The organism is Paracoccus sp. IB05 (assembly GCF_016405985.1).
Classification (GTDB): domain Bacteria; phylum Pseudomonadota; class Alphaproteobacteria; order Rhodobacterales; family Rhodobacteraceae; genus Pseudogemmobacter.
Genome location: NZ_JAEFCF010000016.1, coordinates 49474 through 69379, shown reverse-complemented (window position 1 = coordinate 69379; position 19906 = coordinate 49474). Strand labels below are relative to the sequence as shown.

At 63.8% G+C, this 19906-nt stretch carries 19 protein-coding genes; 4 read left to right on the top strand and 15 right to left on the bottom strand.

Annotated features, from left to right (window positions below; all coding sequences use genetic code 11):
- Entirely contained in the window at window positions 1-1398 is a 1398-nt protein-coding gene (locus JC607_RS12235) for a M20/M25/M40 family metallo-hydrolase (protein ID WP_198837206.1), read from the top strand.
- Window positions 1399-1431: 33 nt separating this feature from the next.
- On the opposite strand, the gene JC607_RS12230 is transcribed toward JC607_RS12235, so the two are convergent.
- The 5 genes from JC607_RS12230 to JC607_RS26035 form a co-directional block, all read right to left on the bottom strand.
- Window positions 1432-3102, bottom strand: a complete 1671-nt coding sequence (locus tag JC607_RS12230; RefSeq protein ID WP_198837205.1) for a M20/M25/M40 family metallo-hydrolase — start codon at window positions 3100-3102, stop codon at window positions 1432-1434.
- Window positions 3092-3757 carry a TetR family transcriptional regulator C-terminal domain-containing protein gene (locus JC607_RS12225; protein ID WP_198837204.1) on the bottom strand — a complete coding sequence of 222 codons (666 nt, stop codon included), beginning with the start codon at window positions 3755-3757 and terminating at the stop codon, window positions 3092-3094. Before JC607_RS12225 ends, JC607_RS12230 begins: the two co-directional genes overlap by 11 nt.
- Window positions 3754-4632, bottom strand: a complete 879-nt coding sequence (locus JC607_RS12220) for a dimethylarginine dimethylaminohydrolase family protein (RefSeq protein ID WP_198837203.1) — start codon at window positions 4630-4632, stop codon at window positions 3754-3756. The genes JC607_RS12225 and JC607_RS12220 overlap by 4 nt, the downstream gene beginning before the upstream one ends.
- Window positions 4633-4895: 263 nt before the next feature.
- A complete protein-coding gene (locus JC607_RS12215; protein ID WP_198837202.1) occupies window positions 4896-5042 on the bottom strand; it encodes a hypothetical protein in 147 nt (48 codons plus the stop codon).
- A 78-nt stretch (window positions 5043-5120) separates the two neighbouring features.
- A complete protein-coding gene (locus JC607_RS26035; RefSeq protein ID WP_370584793.1) occupies window positions 5121-5243 on the bottom strand; it encodes a hypothetical protein in 123 nt (40 codons plus the stop codon).
- A gap of 2 nt (window positions 5244-5245) precedes the next feature.
- Here JC607_RS26035 and JC607_RS26030 point away from each other — a divergent pair, with 2 nt between their 5' ends.
- On the top strand, window positions 5246-5386 hold the full coding sequence (locus JC607_RS26030) for a hypothetical protein (RefSeq protein WP_370584792.1): 141 nt from the start codon (window positions 5246-5248) through the stop codon (window positions 5384-5386).
- A 314-nt stretch (window positions 5387-5700) separates the two neighbouring features.
- Here JC607_RS26030 and JC607_RS12200 read toward each other — a convergent pair whose 3' ends face one another.
- The 10 genes from JC607_RS12200 to JC607_RS12155 all read right to left on the bottom strand — a co-directional run bounded on the left by JC607_RS12200 (window position 5701) and on the right by JC607_RS12155 (window position 17027).
- Window positions 5701-6789 carry an alpha-hydroxy acid oxidase gene (locus tag JC607_RS12200; protein ID WP_233092881.1) on the bottom strand — a complete coding sequence of 363 codons (1089 nt, stop codon included), beginning with the start codon at window positions 6787-6789 and terminating at the stop codon, window positions 5701-5703.
- A 3-nt stretch (window positions 6790-6792) separates the two neighbouring features.
- The gene (locus tag JC607_RS12195; protein WP_198837201.1) at window positions 6793-7476 is read right to left on the bottom strand and encodes a Fe2+-dependent dioxygenase; all 684 of its coding nucleotides are present in this window, start codon (window positions 7474-7476) and stop codon (window positions 6793-6795) included.
- A gap of 177 nt (window positions 7477-7653) precedes the next feature.
- On the bottom strand, window positions 7654-9870 hold the full coding sequence (locus JC607_RS12190; protein ID WP_198837200.1) for a TonB-dependent siderophore receptor: 2217 nt from the start codon (window positions 9868-9870) through the stop codon (window positions 7654-7656).
- A 601-nt stretch (window positions 9871-10471) separates the two neighbouring features.
- Complete coding sequence (locus tag JC607_RS12185; RefSeq protein WP_198837199.1) at window positions 10472-10765, bottom strand: hypothetical protein; 294 nt, start codon at window positions 10763-10765, stop codon at window positions 10472-10474.
- Window positions 10758-11525, bottom strand: a complete 768-nt coding sequence (locus tag JC607_RS12180) for an ABC transporter ATP-binding protein (RefSeq protein WP_198837198.1) — start codon at window positions 11523-11525, stop codon at window positions 10758-10760. The genes JC607_RS12185 and JC607_RS12180 overlap by 8 nt, the downstream gene beginning before the upstream one ends.
- Window positions 11525-12514 (bottom strand): ABC transporter permease, encoded by a 990-nt coding sequence (locus JC607_RS12175; protein ID WP_198837197.1) that lies wholly within the window; start codon window positions 12512-12514, stop codon window positions 11525-11527. The genes JC607_RS12180 and JC607_RS12175 overlap by 1 nt, the downstream gene beginning before the upstream one ends.
- Before the next feature lie 21 nt (window positions 12515-12535).
- A complete protein-coding gene (locus JC607_RS12170; RefSeq protein ID WP_198837196.1) occupies window positions 12536-13558 on the bottom strand; it encodes an ABC transporter substrate-binding protein in 1023 nt (340 codons plus the stop codon).
- A 174-nt stretch (window positions 13559-13732) separates the two neighbouring features.
- Window positions 13733-14806, bottom strand: a complete 1074-nt coding sequence (locus JC607_RS12165) for an amino acid ABC transporter permease (protein ID WP_198837195.1) — start codon at window positions 14804-14806, stop codon at window positions 13733-13735.
- Window positions 14803-15987, bottom strand: a complete 1185-nt coding sequence (locus JC607_RS12160) for an ABC transporter permease subunit (protein ID WP_198837194.1) — start codon at window positions 15985-15987, stop codon at window positions 14803-14805. Before JC607_RS12160 ends, JC607_RS12165 begins: the two co-directional genes overlap by 4 nt.
- A gap of 14 nt (window positions 15988-16001) precedes the next feature.
- Window positions 16002-17027 (bottom strand): amino acid ABC transporter substrate-binding protein, encoded by a 1026-nt coding sequence (locus tag JC607_RS12155; RefSeq protein ID WP_198837193.1) that lies wholly within the window; start codon window positions 17025-17027, stop codon window positions 16002-16004.
- A gap of 440 nt (window positions 17028-17467) precedes the next feature.
- On the opposite strand from JC607_RS12155, the gene JC607_RS12150 reads away from it, so the two are divergent.
- Together JC607_RS12150 and JC607_RS12145 are read left to right on the top strand one after the other, a co-directional pair.
- Window positions 17468-18790 carry an O-acetylhomoserine aminocarboxypropyltransferase/cysteine synthase family protein gene (locus JC607_RS12150; protein WP_198837192.1) on the top strand — a complete coding sequence of 441 codons (1323 nt, stop codon included), beginning with the start codon at window positions 17468-17470 and terminating at the stop codon, window positions 18788-18790.
- 96 nt (window positions 18791-18886) lie between these two features.
- Window positions 18887-19906: an isopenicillin N synthase family oxygenase gene (locus JC607_RS12145; RefSeq protein WP_198837191.1), complete on the top strand. Its 1020-nt coding sequence runs from the start codon at window positions 18887-18889 to the stop codon at window positions 19904-19906.

The following is a 19906-nucleotide window of genomic DNA, read 5'->3' as shown; positions in this document are numbered from 1 at the left end:
ATGTCTGACACCGCAGGCCCCGGGCGCGACGCCACCATCGCGGCGGCACTTGCCGCGCTGGAAAGCGGGCGCTTTCGTGACGATCTTGCCGCACGCGTGGCGATCCCCTCGGTCTCGACAGACCCCGCGCATCTGGCGGATTGCGAAGGCTATCTGCGCGCGGCCATCGCGCCCGAGCTGACCGCTCTGGGCTTCACGCTGGCCTTTTACCGCCGCCCCGAAACCGCGCTGCCCTTCATGCTCGCCAGCCGGATCGAGGGCGCGGATCTGCCAACGGTTCTGCTTTATGGCCATGGCGATGTGGTCGAGGGCATGGAGGCCTCCTGGCAGCCAGGGCTGTCGCCTTTCACGCTGCAAGACCGGGACGGGCGGTTCTACGGGCGCGGCACGGCGGACAATAAGGGTCAGCATTCGATCAATATCGCGGCGATCCGGGCGCTGATCGAGACCGAAGGCGCACTTGGCTTCAACCTGAAATACCTGTTCGAGACCGGCGAAGAGGCAGGGTCTCCGGGTCTCGCCGGGCTTTGCGAGGCGGCGCGGGATGATTTCGCCGCCGATGTCTTCATCGCGTCAGACGGGCCGCGCGTCTCGGCGGATTTGCCGACGATGTTTCTGGGCGCGCGCGGGGTGATGGATTTCTGGCTTGAACTGCAGGCGCGCGACGGCGCAGTCCATTCCGGGAACTGGGGCGGTCTGGTCGCCAATCCGGCGGTGGAGCTCTGCCATGCGATTGCGGCGCTGATCGGCCCGACCGGCCAGTGCCTCGTGCCAGAGCTGACACCGGGCCAGATCCCCGATGACATCCGCGCGTCGCTTGCCGGCTGCGAGATCACCGCGCCTTCGCCCGACCTTGCGCTTGATCCCTGGTGGGGCGAGCCGGGGCTGACCCAGGCCGAGCGCGTCTATGCCTGGTCATCGCTTGAGGTGATGGCGATCTCTTCCGGGGATATCGGCTCGGCTGTGGGGGCGATCCCGCCGGTCGCCCGCGCCCGGCTGGAGCTGCGTTTCCCGCTGGGTGTCGCGGTTGACGGCGTGCTGGATGCAATCCGTTGCAGGCTTGATCAGGCGGGGGCGGGGCGGATCAGGGTCATCGCCTCAGACTATCCGCCCTTCCCGGCCAGCCGGTCAGAGCTTTCGAACGAATGGGTCGGCTTTATTGCCACCTCGATTGGTAAAAGCCTCGGGCGGGCGCCTCAGATCATCCCGAATTTCGGCGGCGCCCTGCCGAACCGGATCTTTGCCGAAGGGCTTCGGCTGCCGACGATCTGGATCCCGCATTCCTATCCGGGCTGCGGTCAGCACGGCCCGGATGAGCATCTCCCCCGGGCTATCGCCGCCGAGGGGCTGCAGATCATGGCCGGGCTTTTCTGGGACATCGGCCATAGGGGCCTCTGAGGGGCGCGGCAACGGCGCCCCCCTTTCGCGCCACTATCCCCGGGCGAAGAACCGCGCGACGATTGCGGTCAGGAAGTCCGGCAGGGTTTCAAAGGCATAGGGGGCGTGAACCCGCTCCAGCCGCTGATGGTATTCGCGGCCCCAGGGCCCGATATTGACCACCGGAAAGCGCAAAGCATTTTCCGGCACATGGTCGATATAGCGCCGCGCGGGGGTGTTTTCCGCGACGATCCTTGCGTCTTCCGGTGGCGGGACATTGCCCAGAAAGCTCATATCTGAGATGCCGACAAAGGTGTCGCGCCAGCAGATCTGCACCCTGGTCGCAGCGAGTATCTCCTGCCTTGCGGCCTCGATCGCGCCCATCAGCGCCGCGTCATCAGTGCGGTCGGGATCGAGATGGCTGTGCGGGTAATGCAGGCTGCCAAAGCCCAGCACAATCGCGGGCCCGTTCAGCCCCGCTTGCGCCACCAGCCGCGTGCAAAGCGCCCGGCTGAGCGCCAGCGGATTGTCGAGGGCGGGCGGTGTTGCGAGGATCTCCTCCAGCGCGGCCTGACCTTCCCGCGCGGCAACAAGGCGCATCAGTTCCGCCACGGTCAGGACGCGCGAAGGTTCGGGGGCAGCCACTTCGCCGGTAAAGGCCTGCCGGTTGCGCGCGAAAGCCGCCATCGCCGCCGCAAGCGCGCTTTCCGCAAGGTTGTGGAACTGCGCCATCAGCGCCGAGGGGCTTCGGCTGTGCGACAGCCAGTTGAAGGCCAGCCAGACCTGTTCCGGCGTGGTCACATCATAGCCGGCGCGGAAATCACCACCGTCAAGACAGATCGGCGGCGGCGAGACCTCGGCGCCGCCGTGGTCGCAAAGATCGGGATTGGTCTCCATGGCGGTCATCAGATGCGCCGCGATCAGATGCGCGCTGGCCCCGTCGAAAGGATAGCTCGCATGGGAGGGCTTGCCCAAGACCATCGCAAACGGCAGGAGCTTGCCGATCGTGCCTTTGTAGATCGCCCTTCCCCCGGCGCCGTCGCCCTGATCGCTGGTCGCATCAAGATTGATGCCGCCCGCAATCTCAAGATCCCAGTCGCGCGCGAGATCGGGCAGGATGTCGCGAAAGGCCCGCATGCCCTGCGAACTGGCCTCTTCATCCGGGGTCATCACCAGCAGCAGATTGCCCTCTGCCGCCCCGGCACCCGCGAAATTCTCCAGCGTGGTAATCCCGGCGGCAATGCCGCTTTTCATATCGAGAAGCCCGCGCCCCGGCAGGAAATCTCCGCTTTCGAAATCGACCCGCGCCTTTTCCTCGGCGGGGGAAAGCGGGCGGCTGGCCAGATCCTGGCGCAGCGCGGCAAGCAGTGGTTCGGGCGAGAAGGCCAGATGCGCGAGGTCACGGTAATTCGCGGCGGAAACCACATCATAATGGCCCGCAAGCACCAGGGTCCGCCGCCCGGCCCCGCGCAGAAGCCCGACCACGATCTGCCGCTGCGGATCGCCATGGCTGCCGATCAGCCGCACCCGTTCAGGATGATCCGCGAAACAGGGCAGCCCCCGCAAAAGGGCTGCGGCTTTCTCGCCAAAGGCCGCTTCGCCCGGGGTGCCGGTCTCGCTCGCCCATTCCACAAGGCGCAGGGCATGATCCAGGCAGCGCGCTGCGTTTTTACCCTGAACCGCGCGCCCGATCTGGCTGCCGCCGGGCTGTTCTTCATTCGCCATCGATCATCCTCACCGGCATGTCATTCTCACTCTGCCCGGGCGGCACAAAGGCCTCTCCCGTCAGGGCCTCGACCGATGACAGGGCCACCGTCACCAGTTCATTTTCCTCGAAAAGCCCGCCCGCAAGCCGTCCCTCCAGCCAGAGCCCGTCCATCAGCGCATTGATCGCAACGGCGAGCCGATGGGCGCGGGCCGGATCGATCTCTTTGCCGCGCGCGGCAAGGAAGGCGACGATCAGGCGCTGCAGCTTGTTGCGGAAGGCCAGATAGCCCTCGCAATGGATCCCGGCCAGCGTCGGATCATGGCTCACCTGGCTGATAAATGCCGACCAGAGCGCCAGATTTCGGTTGTTCGAAACCGGCTCGGTCAGATTGGCCACAATGAAACGGCGCAGGTTCTCCGCCGCCGATCCTGCATCTTCCTCATCGGTGAAGGTCAGGACAGAGACCACCCTGCGATACGCCTCCTGCAAGAGGATCTCTTTGCTTTCAAAGTGATGCGCGATCAGACCGGGGGCAACCCCGGCCTGTTTCGCGATCTCGCGGAAGGTTGCGCCCTGTAGCCCCGACTGCGCAATCACGTCCAGCGCCGCCTCGACCAGATCGCCCCTGCGTTGCGCCTCGGGAATCCGCCGCCAGGCCGGAGCCTTCGTCACGCCGCTTGCCGATGGACCGGACGGGTGAGGCAGGTCGGCCCGCCCTCGCAGGCGATGCAAAGCGCGTCGCCCTCGAAGGTTTCCACCGTGCAACCGGCAGCCTCCAGCGCGGCCGTGGTTTTCGGGAAACCGCTCAGCATGATCAGCTCAGAGGGGCGGGTCGGCAGCACATTGAGGCTGAGGCCGTTGCTGGCGAGGAATTCATCCTTCGGCGCCTCGACAATGCGGATGCCGCGCTGTTTCAAAAGCTTGTAAAGCGCAACCGGCAGCAGCGGCAGGAAGGCCAGCACCAGGTCATCCGCCAGCGGGCTCAGCACCGACAGGAGATGCAGGCAGGCGGCCTCACCATCCCAGAGCGGCAGGTCAAAGGCCATGACGCTGATCCCATCGGGGGCAAGGATCGCGGTCAGCTGGTCGATGCCCTGCTGATTGGTGCGGATGCCGCGCCCGACAAGCAACGTTTTCGGATCAAGCCAGATACAGTCACCGGCCTCGACGGTTGCCTCGCCGGTGATCCGGCCTGCGACCGGGATCTGATGCTGCTGATAGACGGCCTCGTGCAGAGCGGGTTCATCCCGGCGGCGCAGCTTGCCCATATTGAGGATGATCGCGCCCTTGTCGGTCATCAGAGAAGGGTCATGCGTGAACATCGCATCGGCAAGGCCGTCGTCCTGATCCTCAAGCCAGATGATCTCGGCCCCGGCCTTCACGATCAGATCGGCAAAGCCCTGATATTGCGCGATGGCTTTGGCGCTGTCGAAAGGGGTCACATAGTTCCAGTCAGCGGGATCGGCCTTGATGAGGCTGGCCCCTGGCCGGCGCATCATCACCTTTAGCAAAGGCGCCGACATTTCCTGTGAACCGTATTGTGCCATGGATCTCTCCCTTGTCGCGCGTCACGATATCTTATTGGTCAGGTGATCAATAGGGTCGGAAGGGTCACGCCGTCAAGGCCCGGGCCACGCTCCGCAGAGGTGAGGCGCGACTCATCTGATCGCTCTGCCGCGCTGGAAGAAGTGGCCCGCCCAAAGGGGCGTATTCCGACAGCTATGGGCCTTGGTCCGATGACGCGGCGTTCGGCCAGCTCCGCAACAGGCCGCCGCAAGCAGGAGCGCTGATCCCTATCGCCTTGTCAGAATTAAACCGGACCATTCTGCAAGATGATGGTGACGCTGCTGCCCTCGCCCTTGTCGGTGTGATAAGGATCTTCGGCTCTGTCACCGTCGCAAGCGGCGAGCAGCGCTGCCAGTATCAAAACACTTCGCCAGGAAATCTTCGGCGTCATCGCCTGTAGTCCTGCCCTAAGCCTGGTGCGCCGATTGCTTGGTGGCGCGGACAGGCAGATCCCGACCGTGCCTGTCAATCAGCGCAGCTCCAGATCGACGGCGCTGATCTTGCCGCCACGTCCTGCTTCGGTCTCAGAGGAGATCTTCTGGCCATCCGGCAGTGACCGGATGCCGGCCCGTTCTACCGCGGCGATATGCACGAATGCATCTGCGCCGCCCGCATCCGGCCGATGAAGCCATCGCCTTTGTCGGTGTCGAACCATTTGTCCCCGGCAACTGTGAGACCTGGCTGAATGTGATGAACATCGAGATTGAAGACGGGCAGAGCGAACGTAAGCTCTAGGGTGTTTTCTATGGCGAGGGTTTTGACTGGGACAATCAGGGGTGGCGTCAGATTGGGGCCTTCCGCAGCTGTGTTCTGAAGCCGCCGGAATGGGCCGGCCTGATCCGTTACGAGCCACGCAGATAATACCGCCCAGGTCCGCGGCAGTTCTCAAGGATTGACTGTCCGGGGTTTCGCCGGGAAGGGCGTAAGTCGGGCGCATGCTCAAAGCAGGGCCGGAACCGATCACCCTGCTGACAGGCCAGCCGCCGGAAGCCTTACAGATAAAATCAGACCTCAGGCTACCAGCCACACCCTTTGACCTGTAGCCCCATTCAGTCCCGCCACAAGACATCGCGGCTGATCGCTGCGAGCGAATTGCAGCCGGTCAGTGCCATTGCCACCTCAAGCTCGGCCCGCAAAATGGTGACCATATGCGCGACCCCGCTTGCGCCGCCGGTCGCAAGCGCGTGGATCTGCGGGCGCCCCACCATCACCGCCGCCGCCCCGAGCGCCAGCGCTTTCAGAATATCGGTGCCGCGCCGGATGCCGCCATCGCAGATCAGCGGCACCCGCCCCGCTGTGGCTTCGGCAATCCTGGGCAGGATCTCGGCAGAGGCGGGCAGGCCGTCCAGCGCCCGTCCGCCATGGTTCGAGACGATGATCCCGTCGATGCCCGCTGCAATGGCGCGGATCGCATCCGCGGGTCGCGTGACCCCCTTCAGAAGGATCGGCAGGCGCGTTGCCGCCCGGATCCAGGCCAGGTCTTCCCATCGCGGCTGTGCCTCCAGAAGCCCCAGAAACGCGGCGCTGCGCCCGGGCATTGCGGTGACCTGGGGCGGCGCCATGCCGATTGTGTTCACCGCCCCGATGCCGTCGGGCAGGCGAAACCCGATCCTCTCTTCGGTATTGCGCAGCTTGACCGGCGCATCGACCGTCAGCACCAGCGCGCGGGCGCCCGCCCCTTCGGCGCGCCGGATCAGGTTTTCGGTATCCTCGCGCCGGGCCTGGGCATAAAGCTGGAACCACCAGGGCCCCTGCGCCACCGACCCGAACTCCTCGATCCGTGTCGAGGCCAGCGTTGACAGGGTCATAACCGCGCCGGTCGCGGCTGCTCCAAGTGCGGTCTCGCTTTCCCCTTCCGGATGGGCGAGATGATGATAAGCCACCGGCGCCAGCAGCACGGGATGATCGAGCGCCAGGCCAAAAAGCGACAGCCCGGTCGAGGCCCCGCGCATATCCGCAAGCACAGCTCCCGCCAGCCGGATCCTGTCCCAGCCTGCTAAATTGGCCGCATGGGTCACGCCGTCGCCCGCGCCCCCGTCCAGCCAGGCCGAGACCATCGCCGGCAGTCGCTCCTGCGCAAGCCTCGCATAATCGCACAGGGCGACGACATCAGGCGGGATCGCGAAATCCTGGCGCAAGGTTCAGACCTCGGCCCATTGGCGGATCATATTGTGGTAATGCGCCGTCAATGCGGTCACGGCCGGGTCATCATCGGGCAAGAGCGACCGGATCCGCATGATCGCCTGATCCAGATCGTAAAGCATATGACGCTGCCAGTCATCGCGCAGCATGGATTGTGCCCAGAAGAACGAGGCCCAGCGGGAGCCACGCGTGACCGGCGTCACCGCATGCAGCGAGGTCGCCGGATAGATCACCGCAGCCCCCGCAGGCAGTTTGACCTTATGGGTGCCGTAGGTGTCATGTACGACAAGTTCGCCGCCGTCATATTCTTCGGGCGGGGTCAGGAAGACCGTGGTCGAAACATCGGTCCTGATGCGCTGGCCAGATCCGGGCACAACCCGGATCGACCCATCGACATGCTCACCAAAGGTCATGCCGGGATCATAGCGGTTGAACATCGGTGGCAGCACATGCAGCGGCAAAACCGCCGAGGAATAGACCGGGTTGCGGCCAAGCGCGCGCGCCACGATCTGCGACAATTCGCGGCCAGCGGGGCTGTCTTGCGGGACTTGCAGGTTCTGCTTGACCTGCGCCGCCTGATCGCCCGCAGTCACACGCCCGTCGACCCAGTCGGTCCCTTCAAGCACCTGACGGATATAGGCCAGTTCTTCTTTGGTCAGCAGATCGGGAATGGTGACAAGCATCGGCGGCTCCGTCTGGTTTTTGGCAAGGATAGCGCGCGACCCGGACCTGGGTAAGCCCGGATCGGGCGGGCCGGACAGGAAGGCGGGCGGCAGATGGGCCGCCTTCAGATGTGGAAAAGGGGCGACATTGCGCCGCCCCTTTCCAGGATCAGGTCAGCCAGGGGCAAAGTGCCCGGCTCAGAACCGGTAATCGATCTTGGCGGTGACCGAACGGCCCGGCGCGCGGTTCGCAAAGATCCCCACATGCGAGGCGTCATAGAGGCGCTCGTCCAGCAGGTTGTTGATATTGACCTGCAGCACAGTGGCCTCGGTCAGCTCATAGGACACCATCGCGTCAAGGCGCCATTGCGACGGCAGGATCATCGTGTTCGCCGCATCAAGCCAGCGCTTGTCGGTGAAGGTCGCACCACCACCCAGGGTCAGTTTGTCATTGACCGCATAGGTCGACCACAGGCTGAAGCTGTTCTTCGCATTGAACTGCATCTGCTTGCCGTCATTGGCGCCGGTGGTGCCGCCGCCTTTGATCACTTCCGCATCGGTATAGGCATAGCCGAGCGAGACGCCCCACTGGTCATTGATCTGACCTGCAACGCCGATCTCAATGCCTTGGGCGCGGCTTTCACCGGCCAGAGCAACACCAACACCGGTGATCGGATCGGTCACACGGGCGTTTTTCTTCTCGGTGCGGAACAGGGCGGCCGAGACCAGCAGGCGGTTGTCAAACAGCTCCCATTTGGTGCCGAGCTCGTAGCTCTTGCTCTTTTCCGGGTTGAGATTGACGTTGGCTGCGGTCAGCGTGCAGGCGCCCGAGCCGTCCGCGCCGCCCGCCATGCCAGCGCATTCGCCAGACGGGTTCGACGAGGTACCGATGGCGAAATAGACCGTGCCATTCTCGGCTGGTTTGTAGACCAGCGCCGCCGAGTAGTTCAGCATATTGTCTTTGCGCGACCGGCTGGCATCCGCGACTTCATATTTGTCGTAACGCAGCCCCAGATCCAGCGACCATTGCGGGTCGAAATGGATGGTATCAAAGACATAAAGCGCTTTGGTAGTGGTCTCGATCGGGGTGCCCCAGCCGGTCCAGGCGATGGAACCGGTCACCGGATCATAGGGGTTAGGATTGGTGATCGGGGTTGTCCCCACCGAAGGCGAGCCGGTCGAGGTTGCCGAAGCGATCTTTTCTTTCGAATATTCAAAGCCGATTGCATAATCATGCTTCAGCGAACCGGTCTCAAAAGAGCCATTCAACCCCGTCTGGAAGGCCAGGGCGCGGTTTTTACGACCACCCGAACGCAGATCGCGTACCACCTGATCGGTGGTTCCGCTCATGGTCGGGCGGGTCATCATGTAATGTTGCTCGGACCCGATCCAGGCGAGAGTGGTGTCCCATTTCACGGCCTCACTGAATTCATGTTCGAATTTCAGCACCGCGCTCTGGTTCGTCACGTCGCGGAAGTCGCGATAAGCCGAGCCGAAGAATGCGCTGTCCGGCATGACTTCGATCGGACGGCCCGGGTTGGCGGTTGAAATCGTCGGCCCGCCGTTGCGGGTCCGCCAGCCTGCGGTCTCCATCGGAACGCCGAGATCGGGGGTGCCATGCGCCTCGTCATGTGAGAGGCTCAGCGAGACCTTGCTGGCGCCAAAGCCCTTGGTAAAGGCCAGCGCAACACCTTTCCGGTCATCCTTCAGCACATCGCGCCCCGGCACGCCCGAATCCTGCGCCATGAGGTTGAGACGCAGCGCCATATCCTGACCGAGATCGATATTGCCGTCATAGCTCAGGCGCTTATGCTTGCCATTGCCGACAGTGACAGAGGCGGTGTTGAAGCTTTCGCCCAGACGCGCCTGTTTGGTCACGAGATTGACCGACCCACCGGTCGCGCCGCGGCCCGAATAGGCGCCGCCGGGGCCCTTGACGACCTCGACCGATTCCACATTGAAGGATTCACTCGAGGTCCGGCCCAGATTGCGCACGCCGTCGATCATCATATCGGTGGCGGCCTGGTAGCCACGGATGAAGAAACGGTCGCCCATCGGCGTGCCGCCTTCGCCCGAGCCGAGCGTCACGCCCGGCGTGGTGCGCAGAACTTCCAGCACCGAGGTGGCATTGCGCTCTTCCATCTGACGCTGCGTGATGACGGTGATCGTCTTCGGCGTATCGACGATCGGCTGGGTGAATTTGTCAGACGAGCCTTCGGTGACGCGATAGTCGGTCGCGGCTTCGCCCTGCGCGCCGCCCGAATGCAGCACGATGGTGCCCAGATGCTCTGAATCGGTGGTTTGCGCATGGGCTTCGCCGGCGATGGTGGCCGAGATCGCAAGAACCGGCAACAGGCCAAGCGTCGGCATAGGGCGCAGGCCGTTGCCGACGGAGGATTTCGAAGAATAGCTCATGGAGGCTCCCGTAATAAGAACCCGGGCCCGAGGACCGCGGGGGCGAACATGTGGGGAGCTGGCTTGAAATTCTGGCTTGCTCTGTGGTTTCAGCGCTGCCGCAGAAGATAATTTACGACAATTTTACCAGGCTTCCCTTCCAACACCTGACTCTTTTCGTCAACACCTTGTGGGGCTTGGGGCAAAAGCAAGTGCCGTGAGGCGGGATTGCTGCATCATAATTGCAACAAATCCGGCGCCACTGCCGGTTCTGCCGGAAATTGGTGCATTTACGCAAAGGCGCGCGAGGAACCGCTCGCGACCTGGTCCGCGCCGCACAATGAATTGCGCAGCCCCGGCTGATACATGCGCCCTGACGCCGCAACGGTCTCCGCGCTTCCAGCCCGGAGACCCAGCCCGGAGACCCAGGCCAGATCCCGGTTCACGCTCCGGACGATGCCAGTTGGCTCCTCAGACCGAACAACCCGATCGGGCGCTGCAAATGCCGCGCTGGCAGAAAACATCGCCGTTTCAGTATTCTATCGTCCAGCAGATAGCCTGGCGCATTGCGGCAGAGCACGCACGGACGCAGCAGATGTGGCGGTTGTCGATCACACAAGGGTCAGCGGTGCCGCAGTGCCGCAAGAAGCCCACCGGACAGCAGCAGGAAGACGCCGGCCTGGAACAGCTCTGGTCGGTAGGCTTTCGGGATCAGCAGGTAATCAACGCTGCAAAGCGACAGCATCAGCTGGCAGGTATAGCCCGAAGTGCCCCAGAGGCAGGGCGCGGCCTGGCTGTATTTGCCATAGCCCTCGCTCACAATGGTGCCGAAAATCACATACCACCACATGAGGGCGAGGAGGATCAGCCCGACCCCGATGGCCAGAACCCAGACCGGTCGAAGACGGTCAGACATCCTCCAGCACCCCGAGGCTGGCAAGAAGCCGCGTTCTCAGCGCAATCAGCACGGGGTCATCGCGGCGGCGGGGATGGGGGCGGTCTACCCGCAGTTCTTCAATGATGCGGGCCGGGCGCGGGGAAAACAGCACCACCCGATCGGCAAGCAACAGCGCCTCTTCAACATCATGGGTGACGAGAAGGGCGGTAAAGCCACGATCCTGCCAGAGGCGGATCAGATCCTTTTGCAGATTGAGCCGTGTCAGGCTGTCGAGCTTGCCCAGAGGCTCATCCAGCAGCAAGAGGCGCGGATCATTGACCAGCGCGCGGGCAATCGCCGCGCGCTGCGCCATGCCGCCGGAAAGCTGATGCGGGAAGGCCGCGCCGAAAGCCTCAAGGCCGACGAGACGCAGCGCCTCATCGACGCGGGCCTGCTTTGCGGCCAGCTCGCCGCGCGCTTCGGGGCCGGCTTCGACATTGCGGCGCACCGTGCGCCAGGGGAAAAGGGTCGCTTCCTGAAAGACGAGGATGCGTTCGGGGCCAGGGCCGGTGATCGGCACACCGCCGGCCAGCGCCTCACCCGCGCGCGGCAGTTCCAGCCCGGCCGCAAGCCGCAGAAGGGTCGACTTGCCGCAGCCGGATGGGCCCAGCAGTGCGACGAATTCGCCGGGCGCTATATCGAGGGATACATCCTCCAGCACCGGCAACAGCGCGCCGCCGATATCATACCCATGCGAGACATGGTCGAAGCGCAGCCCGACGGGGGTGACAGCAGACATCAGAGGATCCCCTTTTGCCAGCCAAGCATCCGGTCCCGGATCAGGAACAACAGCTTCACCAGCCCGGCGCAGATCAGCGCCATAACGATCAGCGCGGCATATACATTGGCATAAGCCGAATAAGCTGTGTTGAATTGCAGATACCAGCCGAGGCCGAATTTCGCGCCCAGCATTTCGGCCACCACCAGGACGGCAAAGCTGTAGTAAAGCCCCATGAACAGCCCGACAAACACATTGGGCAGCGCCGCCGGAATGGCGATTTTGGTGACCTGCCAGCGGTTGCTCGCGCCCAAGGTCCGCGCCACGTCATAGAAGGCGCGGTTGACCTGGGAGATCCCCGATGCGGTCAGGATCGCGACCGGGATCCCCGAGGCCAGCGCCACCAGAAACACCGAGGCCTGAAAGGTCGAGGGGAAGATGAAAAAGGCGCAGGGGATCCAGGCGCTGGCGGGCACCGGCCCGATCAGCTTCAGCACCGGCATCCCCCAATAGGCGAAGCGCTTTGACCAGCCCAGACCCACCCCGGCCAGAAAGCCTGCTGAGATGCCGATGAAAAAGCCCAGCCCCCAAAGCCGCCCGGTATAGGCGATACAGATCAAAAGCCGGTCCCAGTCGGTCATGTAGACATGCAACAGGCCCTGGGGCGGTGAAAAGAACGGCTTGGGCAACCAGCCGAGCTTTGCGGTGATTACCTCCCACAGCAAAAGCCACAGGCCCAGCACGATGAACCAGGGGCCGTAATGCCTCAGGGTGCTGCGCTGCCCGGGCGGCACGGTGAAGGCCAGCGCGAGGAAGATCGCGGCGACCGTACCCGTCAGCGCGGCGAAGGTGCCGGTCGCCCCCCATTGGATGACATCGGGCAGGATCAGTGTCGCCACCGAGACCGAACCCCAGGCCAGGGCGGCCAGCAGACCGTCGCGCCAGATGGGCAGGGGCAGGCGGGTGGCGGAGGCGTAAACCCCCCGCCCGCTTTCAGGCAGATCGCTCATTCCGGGTCGTCCAGTCTGGGGTCAGGCGAAGATGTCGATGGTGATGCGGCTGGCGATCTCTTCCGGATCGGTCGAGGCATCGGCCACGCCGGTCAGCTTCAGATCCTCATAGCCGCGCTTGACCTCATCGCGCAGTTTGTCGCCGAACCAGTGCTCATGATAGGTGAAAGAGGCCAGAACCTCGGTCAGGGTCCCGACCGACATGCCGGGGCGCAAAGTGTCGAAATACCATTGCGCGACCTCGTCCGGATGGGCGGCGGTATATTGGTGCACCTCGAGATTGGCAGCGGCGACGCGTTTCAGCGCGTCTTTGTTGGTCTCGTAATAATCCCCGTTCACACCCAGCACACAGCAGACCCGATCCTGGAAACTGAGCGTCTGGGTATCGGCGACGCGGTGGAATTTGTGTTCTTTTTCCCAGCCGTAAGCCCAGGGATCCATATGCGCCAGCGCATCCGCCTCGCCGCGCAGCACGGCCTCGGCCACCAGATCGAAGGGGAAGACCTTCCAGGTCACATCCTGATCGGGGTCAAGCCCGGCTTTCTTCAGCGCGACGGAAAACGCGACGCGCGAGGGCGACATCACATCAAAGGTGCCGATGGTTTTGCCGCGCAGATCCTCCAGCGTTCTGATGCCGCTGTCCTGGGGTGTCAGGATGCTCTGGCAGCCGCCATGCGACCCGGCGAAAAGTTTGACGTCAAAGCCCTGCTCGATCGGTTTCAGCCAGTCATAAAGCAGACCCGGACCGGCCTCGGCCTTGCGGGTGGCAAGGGCCTGGATCAGGGTCTGACCGCTGGCGCCCTGGTAGAACAGTTCCACATCCAGCCCGTGTTTCTCGAAAATGCCCTTTTCCAGCGCGAACCCGACCGGGGCGTGGCAGGCGGCGACCTCGGTCCATTCAAGTTTGATTTTGGTCAGGTTGCCGGCCATGGCGCGGCGTGTGCTGATCCCGGTCGAGAGGCCGGCCGCGCCAAGGCCTGCCGCAGCCGCGCCGGTTGTCAGAAGGGTCCGGCGCGAAAGGCCGTTTCGAAGGGATGCTGTCATAATACGGGTTCGCTTTTGTTAAGAAGGGAAGGGGTAACCGGGAGCCGTAATGGATCAGGTCAGAGGATAGATCAGGGCCGGGGGAACAGGATTTCGAAGACCACCCCCCGGCTGGCACAGCCATGTCTGGCTGTGTGGGGCCAGGGGAAACTCCCTCTTCCTGCCGGCGCATGGTCATCGCCGGCGCAGCCGCGTTTCCAGCCAGCGGCTGTAGCGCGAGCCGCCATAGCAGAGCAGGAAATAGATCAGTGCTGCGAATGCATAGGCCTCGTCGTAAAAACCCAGCCATTGTGTGTCGGTGGTCGAGGCCCGGGCGGTGTTCAACAGGTCAAACGCCCCGATCACCGCCAGCAGCGAGGTCGCCAGCAGAAATCCGATGCCAAGATTGACCAGCCCGGGGATCACCTGGCGCAAAGCCTGGGGCAACACCACCAGCTGCATGATGCGCCAATAGCCCAGCCCGAGCGACTGCGCCGCCTCGGCCTGGCCCGGGCCGACGGTTTGCAGGCCACCCCGCACGACCTCTGCCAGATAGGCGGTCCAGAACAAGGCGACCATGATCGTGGAGCGGATCAGCTTATCCAGGATCACGCCCTGGGGCAAAGCCAGCGGCAGGATCAGCATGGCGAAATAGAGGATCGCGACCATCGGAATGGCGCGCATCACCTCGATATAGGTGACCGCAATCAGCCGCAGCCCGCCCATATCCGAGGCCCGCGCCAGCGCCAGAAGCACCGCGGCCGGAAAGGCAAAGGCCATGCAGGTCGACCATACCAGCAGCGTCACCGGCAGCCCGCCCCAGTCATTCAGCGAAACCCGCGCGAGGATCCCGCCGGTCCATGTCCCGCCCGCCATCAGCGCCCAGACCAGCGCCAGCGTGACCGGCCAGGCGAGGATCAGCGCCGGCCCCCAGAGGCGCGGCAGCGCCGATGCCAGCATCAGCCCCAGCAGCGTGACGATCACAAGGATCGGCCGCCAGAGATGCTCGCCGGGGTAGAAGGCGAACAGGATGAACCGCGCCTTGGCGCGCAGGAAGGCCCAGCAGGCCCCGCTGGCGGCGCGGCATTCCTCTTGTGTGCCGCTGAACACGGCGTCGGTGATCGCCCAATGGATCAAAGGCGGCAGGATCAGCGCCAGCATCAGCACCGAGGCCAGCGTCAGCACGGTGTTCAGCGGCCCGCCCGCAAGGCTGCGCCACAAGGGCGCCACCAGGTCGCGGCTGCGATAATTCATAAAGATCACGCTCATCTGCGCCCCTCTCCGCGCAGGGCGACGCGGCGGTTGTAATGGTTCATCAGGGCCGCCACGCCGAGGTTGAGCATGAGGAAGGTGCCCGCCATGATCAGCACCGCCTCGATGGCCTGGCCGGTGGTGTTCGCGGTGGTGTTCAGGACCGAGACCAGATCCGGGTAGCCGATGGCGACGGCGAGGCTTGAATCCTTGGTCAGGTCAAGAAAGACCGAAGTGGTCAGCGGCACGATCACCCTGAGCGCCTGCGGCAGGATCACAAGGCGCATGATCTGCCAGTCGGAAAGGCCCATGGTGCGGGCGGCTTCACGCTGGCCCTCGGGGACGGAGAGGATGCCGGCGCGCACGATTTCGGCAATCGCGGCCGAGAACTTCACGACCAGCGCGACCAGAAGCGCGGCATATTCCGGCGACAGCACCAGCCGGCCGCGCACGTTCAGCCCCTTAAGCGCGGGGATGTCAAAGGCAAGACCAGCCTGCCAGAAGAGGCCGGCGATCAGAGCGAGGGCGACCGGCCAGGTGCCGCGCCTGACCCCGGCAAACCGGCGCAGCGCCAGCACGGCAATGATCACCGCCAGTGAGGCCAGAAGCGGCCAGAGCCAGCCGGCCTCGACCACGGGCGCAGGGACATAGACACCGCGATTGGTCAGCCAGATACCGCCCCCATGCACCGCCTGTTTCGGCCCCGGAAGGTTGCGCGCCAGTGCGATCCAGAAGAACAGCTGCAACAGCAGTGGCGTGTTACGGATCAGCTCGACATAGATCCTGACCAGCCGGGTCAGGAGCGGGTTGCCCATCAGCCCCAGAACGCCAAGCGCGGTGCCGAGAAAGGCCGCCAGCACGCAGCCCACTGCGGCCACCCGCAGTGTATTGATCACGCCAACGCCGATGGCGCGCAGATAGGTGTCACCGGCGGAAAAGGGGATCACGCTCTCGCCGATCTGGAAACTCGCGGCGCGTGTGAGAAAGGCAAAGCCGGGCGAGATCCCGGCTTTCTCCAGCGCGGCAGCGATGTTCTGGCCCAAAAGCCAAAGCCCGGCCAGGATCACCAGGACCAGAGCCAGCTGGGTATAGGGGCGCGGCCCCCACCATGCGACCAGCGCGGGGATAACCCCGCGCCGATGCGGTGACTGGCCCCGCCCTGCCTCATTGGGCCCTGCCTCACGGAGGGGGATGTTCACCTTCTTTGACCTGCTCAGCGGAAGGGCGGCGAATAGAGCAGCCCGCCATTGGTCCAGATGTCGTTATAACCCCGCTTCCAGCCCAGCGGCGTCAGATGGCGCTCGTAGATCTCGCCGTAATTGCCCACGGTCCTGATGATCTTATAGGCCCAGTCTGGCCTGAACCCGATGGCCTCGGCCAAAGACGGATCAACGCCGAGGAAACGCTGGATCGCCGGATCTTCCGATTTCAGGAACTCATCGACATTGGCCGATGTGATGCCCCATTCCTCGGCCTGGATGGTGGCGTAGACGGTCCAGTTGACGATTTCGAGCCATTGGTCATCACCGGCCTTGATCGCAGGCGCGAGCGGCTCTTTCGACAGCCGTTCGGGCAGAAGCACATAGTCATCGGGGGTCTTCAGCTGTTGCAGCTTGCCCACCAGATCCGAGCTGTCCTGGGTGATCGCATCGACCCGGCCCGATTCAAGGGCTGCAATGAATTCCGATGTGTCTTCGATGGTGACCGGCGTGAATTCATGGCCGGATTTGCGGAAGAAATCGGCGATGTTCAGCTCGCCCGTGGTGCCCGATTGCACCCCGATCACCGCGCCGTCCAGCTCTGCCGCCGAGGTTACGCCAAGCTCCTTGCGCGCAAGGATGCCCTGGCCGTCATAAAACACCGTCGGCCCGAAATGGAAGCCGAGGTTGAAGGCGCGGTTGATGGTGACGGTGACGCCCGAAAGGAGGATGTCAAATTCGCCGGCCTGAAGCGCAGGCAGTCGCTGCTGCGGCGATGAGTTGGTGAACTCCACCTTGCCGTCTTCATTGAAGACCGCGATCGAGAGCGCCCGGCCGTAATCAATGAAGAAACCCTGCCATTTGCCCTCGCTGTCGGGCGAGAAGAAACCCGGCGTGGTGCCGACACCGACCTTGATCACGCCGCGCTCTTTGATCGCGTCCAGTGTGCCGCCGGCGGTGGCGGGAAGGGCAGTCGCGGCCAGCGCCGCTGCTGCTGCAAGACCGCGCAGGGTGCGGCCGAAAAGTCGTTCATTGCTCATGGAAAATTGCTCCGGTATCTGCCGATTTCATGAGCACAATCCGAGCGCGCGGCACGAATAATAGCAAGTATCTTGCTGATTTATATGTTATTTCTGTAATTGAACACTTGGAGAGCAGGGGGCATTCGCTGCAATGGTGGCGCGGAGAATATTCCTTCTGTCCCCCGCCCGGGAAGCTGTGCGAATCGCGGCAACTGCGGGCAGGACACACCGTGTCAGGCGCGGAAATCACTGGCAGATTTGCGCGCTTTGGGGTGGTCTGGTGCAGAAAAGATCAACTCTCCTGCCAGAGCAGGGGCGAAGGAAATCTCCTTCCCTGAATGCCCCTGATAAGACGATTGAAACAATCGTGATAAATTGACGATGCTGGTGTCATCTCCCCCGGCGGGCCGTTGCCCGACCCCCCCCGACTCCCTGATCCAGCGGAAAGGATGATCCTGATGGCGACGACCAGCCTGCACCCCGAGACGCTCGCCCTGCATGGCGGCACCTGGCGCACCGATCCGGCGACCGGCTCGCTTGCGGTGCCGATCTACCAGAATACCAGCTTCCAGTTCGACGATACCGCCCATGCCGCGCGGCTCTTCGCGCTGGAAGAGCTGGGGAACATCTATTCCCGCATCGGCAATCCGACGACTGACGCGCTGGAAACCCGGCTCGCGCAGATCGAGGGCGGCGCGGCGGCGCTGGCTCTGGCCTCGGGCCAGGCCGCGACCTTTTTCGCGCTGACGAATATCGCCCAGGCCGGTGACAATATCGTCGCCTCGACCGATCTTTACGGCGGCACGGTCACGCTTTTGTCGAATACGCTGAAGCAGTTCGGCATCGAGGTGCGGTTCGTCGATCAGGCCGATCCGCAGAATTTCGCCAAAGCGACGGATGACAAAACCCGCGCCTGGTTTGGCGAGACGCTGCCGAACCCCAAGCTCCAGGTCTTCCCGATCGCGGAAGTGGCCGACCTGGGCCGCAAGCTCGGCGTGCCGCTGATCCTCGACAATACGGCGGCGCCTTTGACCGCAAAGCCCCTGAAACATGGCGCGGCGGTGGTGGTCTATTCGACAACGAAATATATCGGCGGCCATGGCACCGCGATTGGCGGCGCGATCATTGATGGCGGCACCTTCGACTGGGAGGCCCATGCCGCCCGTTTCCCGCTTTTGACCCAGCCCGATGCCGCCTATCACGGTGCGATCTGGACCGAGGCTGCGAAACCCCTTGGCCCCATCGCCTATGTGCTGCGCGCGCGGGTCAGGCTGCTCCGGGACATCGGCGCCTCGGTCGCGCCGCAAAACGCCTTCCTGACGTTGCAGGGGCTGGAGACGCTGCCTTTGCGCATCCGTCAGCACAATGAAAACGCCCGTCAGGTGGCGGATGTCTTGGCCGCGCTGCCCGGCGTCACCCAGGTGATCTATCCCGGCCTGCAGGGCGGCGAGGCCCGGCGCCGCGCCGATACCTATCTCGAAGGCGGCTATGGCGCGCTGATCGGGTTCGAGCTGGAAGGCGGCCTTGACGCCGGCCGCGCCTTTATCGACGCGCTGCAGCTGTTCCATCATGTGGCGAATATCGGTGATGCGCGCAGTCTTGCGATCCATCCGGCCTCGACCACGCATCAGCAGCTGACCGCGGCTGAACAACAGGCCGCAGGCGTCACGCCGGGCTATGTGCGGCTTTCGATCGGGATCGAGCATCCGGAAGATATCATCGCCGATCTGAAACAGGCGCTTGCGGCGGCATCGGGCAATCGCGACCGCAAGGCTGCGTAAAGTCCCGCCGTGAAACCCGGGCGTAAACCCCGGGGCGGGGAGGGCCCTCCCTCTCCCCGCATCTTCCCTTGCCATGCGCCGGATCAGGAGCCCAGATTGTCCAGCACCCTTCCCATTCTCGATGTCTCCCGTTTCCATGCCGGTTCTGACGCGCGCGCCGCTTTCGTTGAGGAACTGCGCGCGGTGCTGCATGATCACGGGTTTTTCTACCTGACCGGCCATAACGTCCCCGAGACGCTGATCCAGGATCTCAAACGCCTGTCACGGGCGTTTTTCGCGCTGCCCGAGGCGGATAAGCTGGCGGTCGAGATGGTGAAATCGCCGCATTTTCGTGGCTATAACCGCGCCGGGCTGGAACACACGCGCGGCGAGCAGGACTGGCGCGAGCAGATCGACTTTAACACCGAAGGCGAGCCCCGCCCGGAAGGTACAGATCCCTGGAGCCGGTTGCATGGCCCGAACCAATGGCCCGACGCGCTGCCCGATCTGAAACCGGTGGTGCTGGATTATCAGGAGCGGGTGACGGCGCTCGGGATCGACCTTTTGCAGGCGATTGCGCTGGCGCTTGGCCTCGAGGCGGAGGCGTTCCGCGCGGTTTACGACCCGCAGCCGACCCAGCTTCTGAAACTGATCCGCTATCCGGGGCGCGATGTGGCCGAAACCGATCAGGGGGTCGGCGCGCATAAGGATGGCGGCATCATCACCATTCTCTTGCAAGACGAGGTCGAGGGGCTGCGGGTTCAGACGCTCGATGGAGACTGGATCAAAGTGCCGCCGCTTCCCGGCACATTCGTGATCAATTCGGGCGAGCTTTTAGAGCTGGCGACCAATGGCTTCGTGCGGGCCGATGTGCATGACGTGATCGCCCCGCCGCCTGGGGTGGAGCGGTTTTCCTATGCCTTCTTCCTCGGCGCGCATTACGATGCCGAAATCCCGGTCCTGCCGCTTCCTGACGCGCTGAAAAGCCGCGAGCGCGGGCTGACGGTCGACCCGCTGAACCCGCTCTTTCGCAATGTCGGGCTGAATCATCTGAAAAGCCGTCTGCGCTCGCATCCCGATGTGGCACATGCCCATCACGGCGATCTGCTCAGGGCGGGGCTGGCCGGGAACGGCTGA

Coding starts and splice junctions, on each gene's coding strand:
- JC607_RS12235 (WP_198837206.1), top strand. CDS start 1: ATGTCTGACACCGCAGGCCCCGGGCGCGACGCCACCATCGCGGCGGCA.
- JC607_RS12230 (WP_198837205.1), bottom strand. CDS start 3,102: ATGGCGAATGAAGAACAGCCCGGCGGCAGCCAGATCGGGCGCGCGGTT.
- JC607_RS12220 (WP_198837203.1), bottom strand. CDS start 4,632: ATGGCACAATACGGTTCACAGGAAATGTCGGCGCCTTTGCTAAAGGTG.
- JC607_RS12215 (WP_198837202.1), bottom strand. CDS start 5,042: ATGACGCCGAAGATTTCCTGGCGAAGTGTTTTGATACTGGCAGCGCTG.
- JC607_RS26030 (WP_370584792.1), top strand. CDS start 5,246: ATGCATCTGCGCCGCCCGCATCCGGCCGATGAAGCCATCGCCTTTGTC.
- JC607_RS12195 (WP_198837201.1), bottom strand. CDS start 7,476: ATGCTTGTCACCATTCCCGATCTGCTGACCAAAGAAGAACTGGCCTAT.
- JC607_RS12190 (WP_198837200.1), bottom strand. CDS start 9,870: ATGAGCTATTCTTCGAAATCCTCCGTCGGCAACGGCCTGCGCCCTATG.
- JC607_RS12185 (WP_198837199.1), bottom strand. CDS start 10,765: ATGTCTGACCGTCTTCGACCGGTCTGGGTTCTGGCCATCGGGGTCGGG.
- JC607_RS12180 (WP_198837198.1), bottom strand. CDS start 11,525: ATGTCTGCTGTCACCCCCGTCGGGCTGCGCTTCGACCATGTCTCGCAT.
- JC607_RS12175 (WP_198837197.1), bottom strand. CDS start 12,514: ATGAGCGATCTGCCTGAAAGCGGGCGGGGGGTTTACGCCTCCGCCACC.
- JC607_RS12170 (WP_198837196.1), bottom strand. CDS start 13,558: ATGACAGCATCCCTTCGAAACGGCCTTTCGCGCCGGACCCTTCTGACA.
- JC607_RS12165 (WP_198837195.1), bottom strand. CDS start 14,806: ATGAGCGTGATCTTTATGAATTATCGCAGCCGCGACCTGGTGGCGCCC.
- JC607_RS12155 (WP_198837193.1), bottom strand. CDS start 17,027: ATGAGCAATGAACGACTTTTCGGCCGCACCCTGCGCGGTCTTGCAGCA.
- JC607_RS12150 (WP_198837192.1), top strand. CDS start 17,468: ATGGCGACGACCAGCCTGCACCCCGAGACGCTCGCCCTGCATGGCGGC.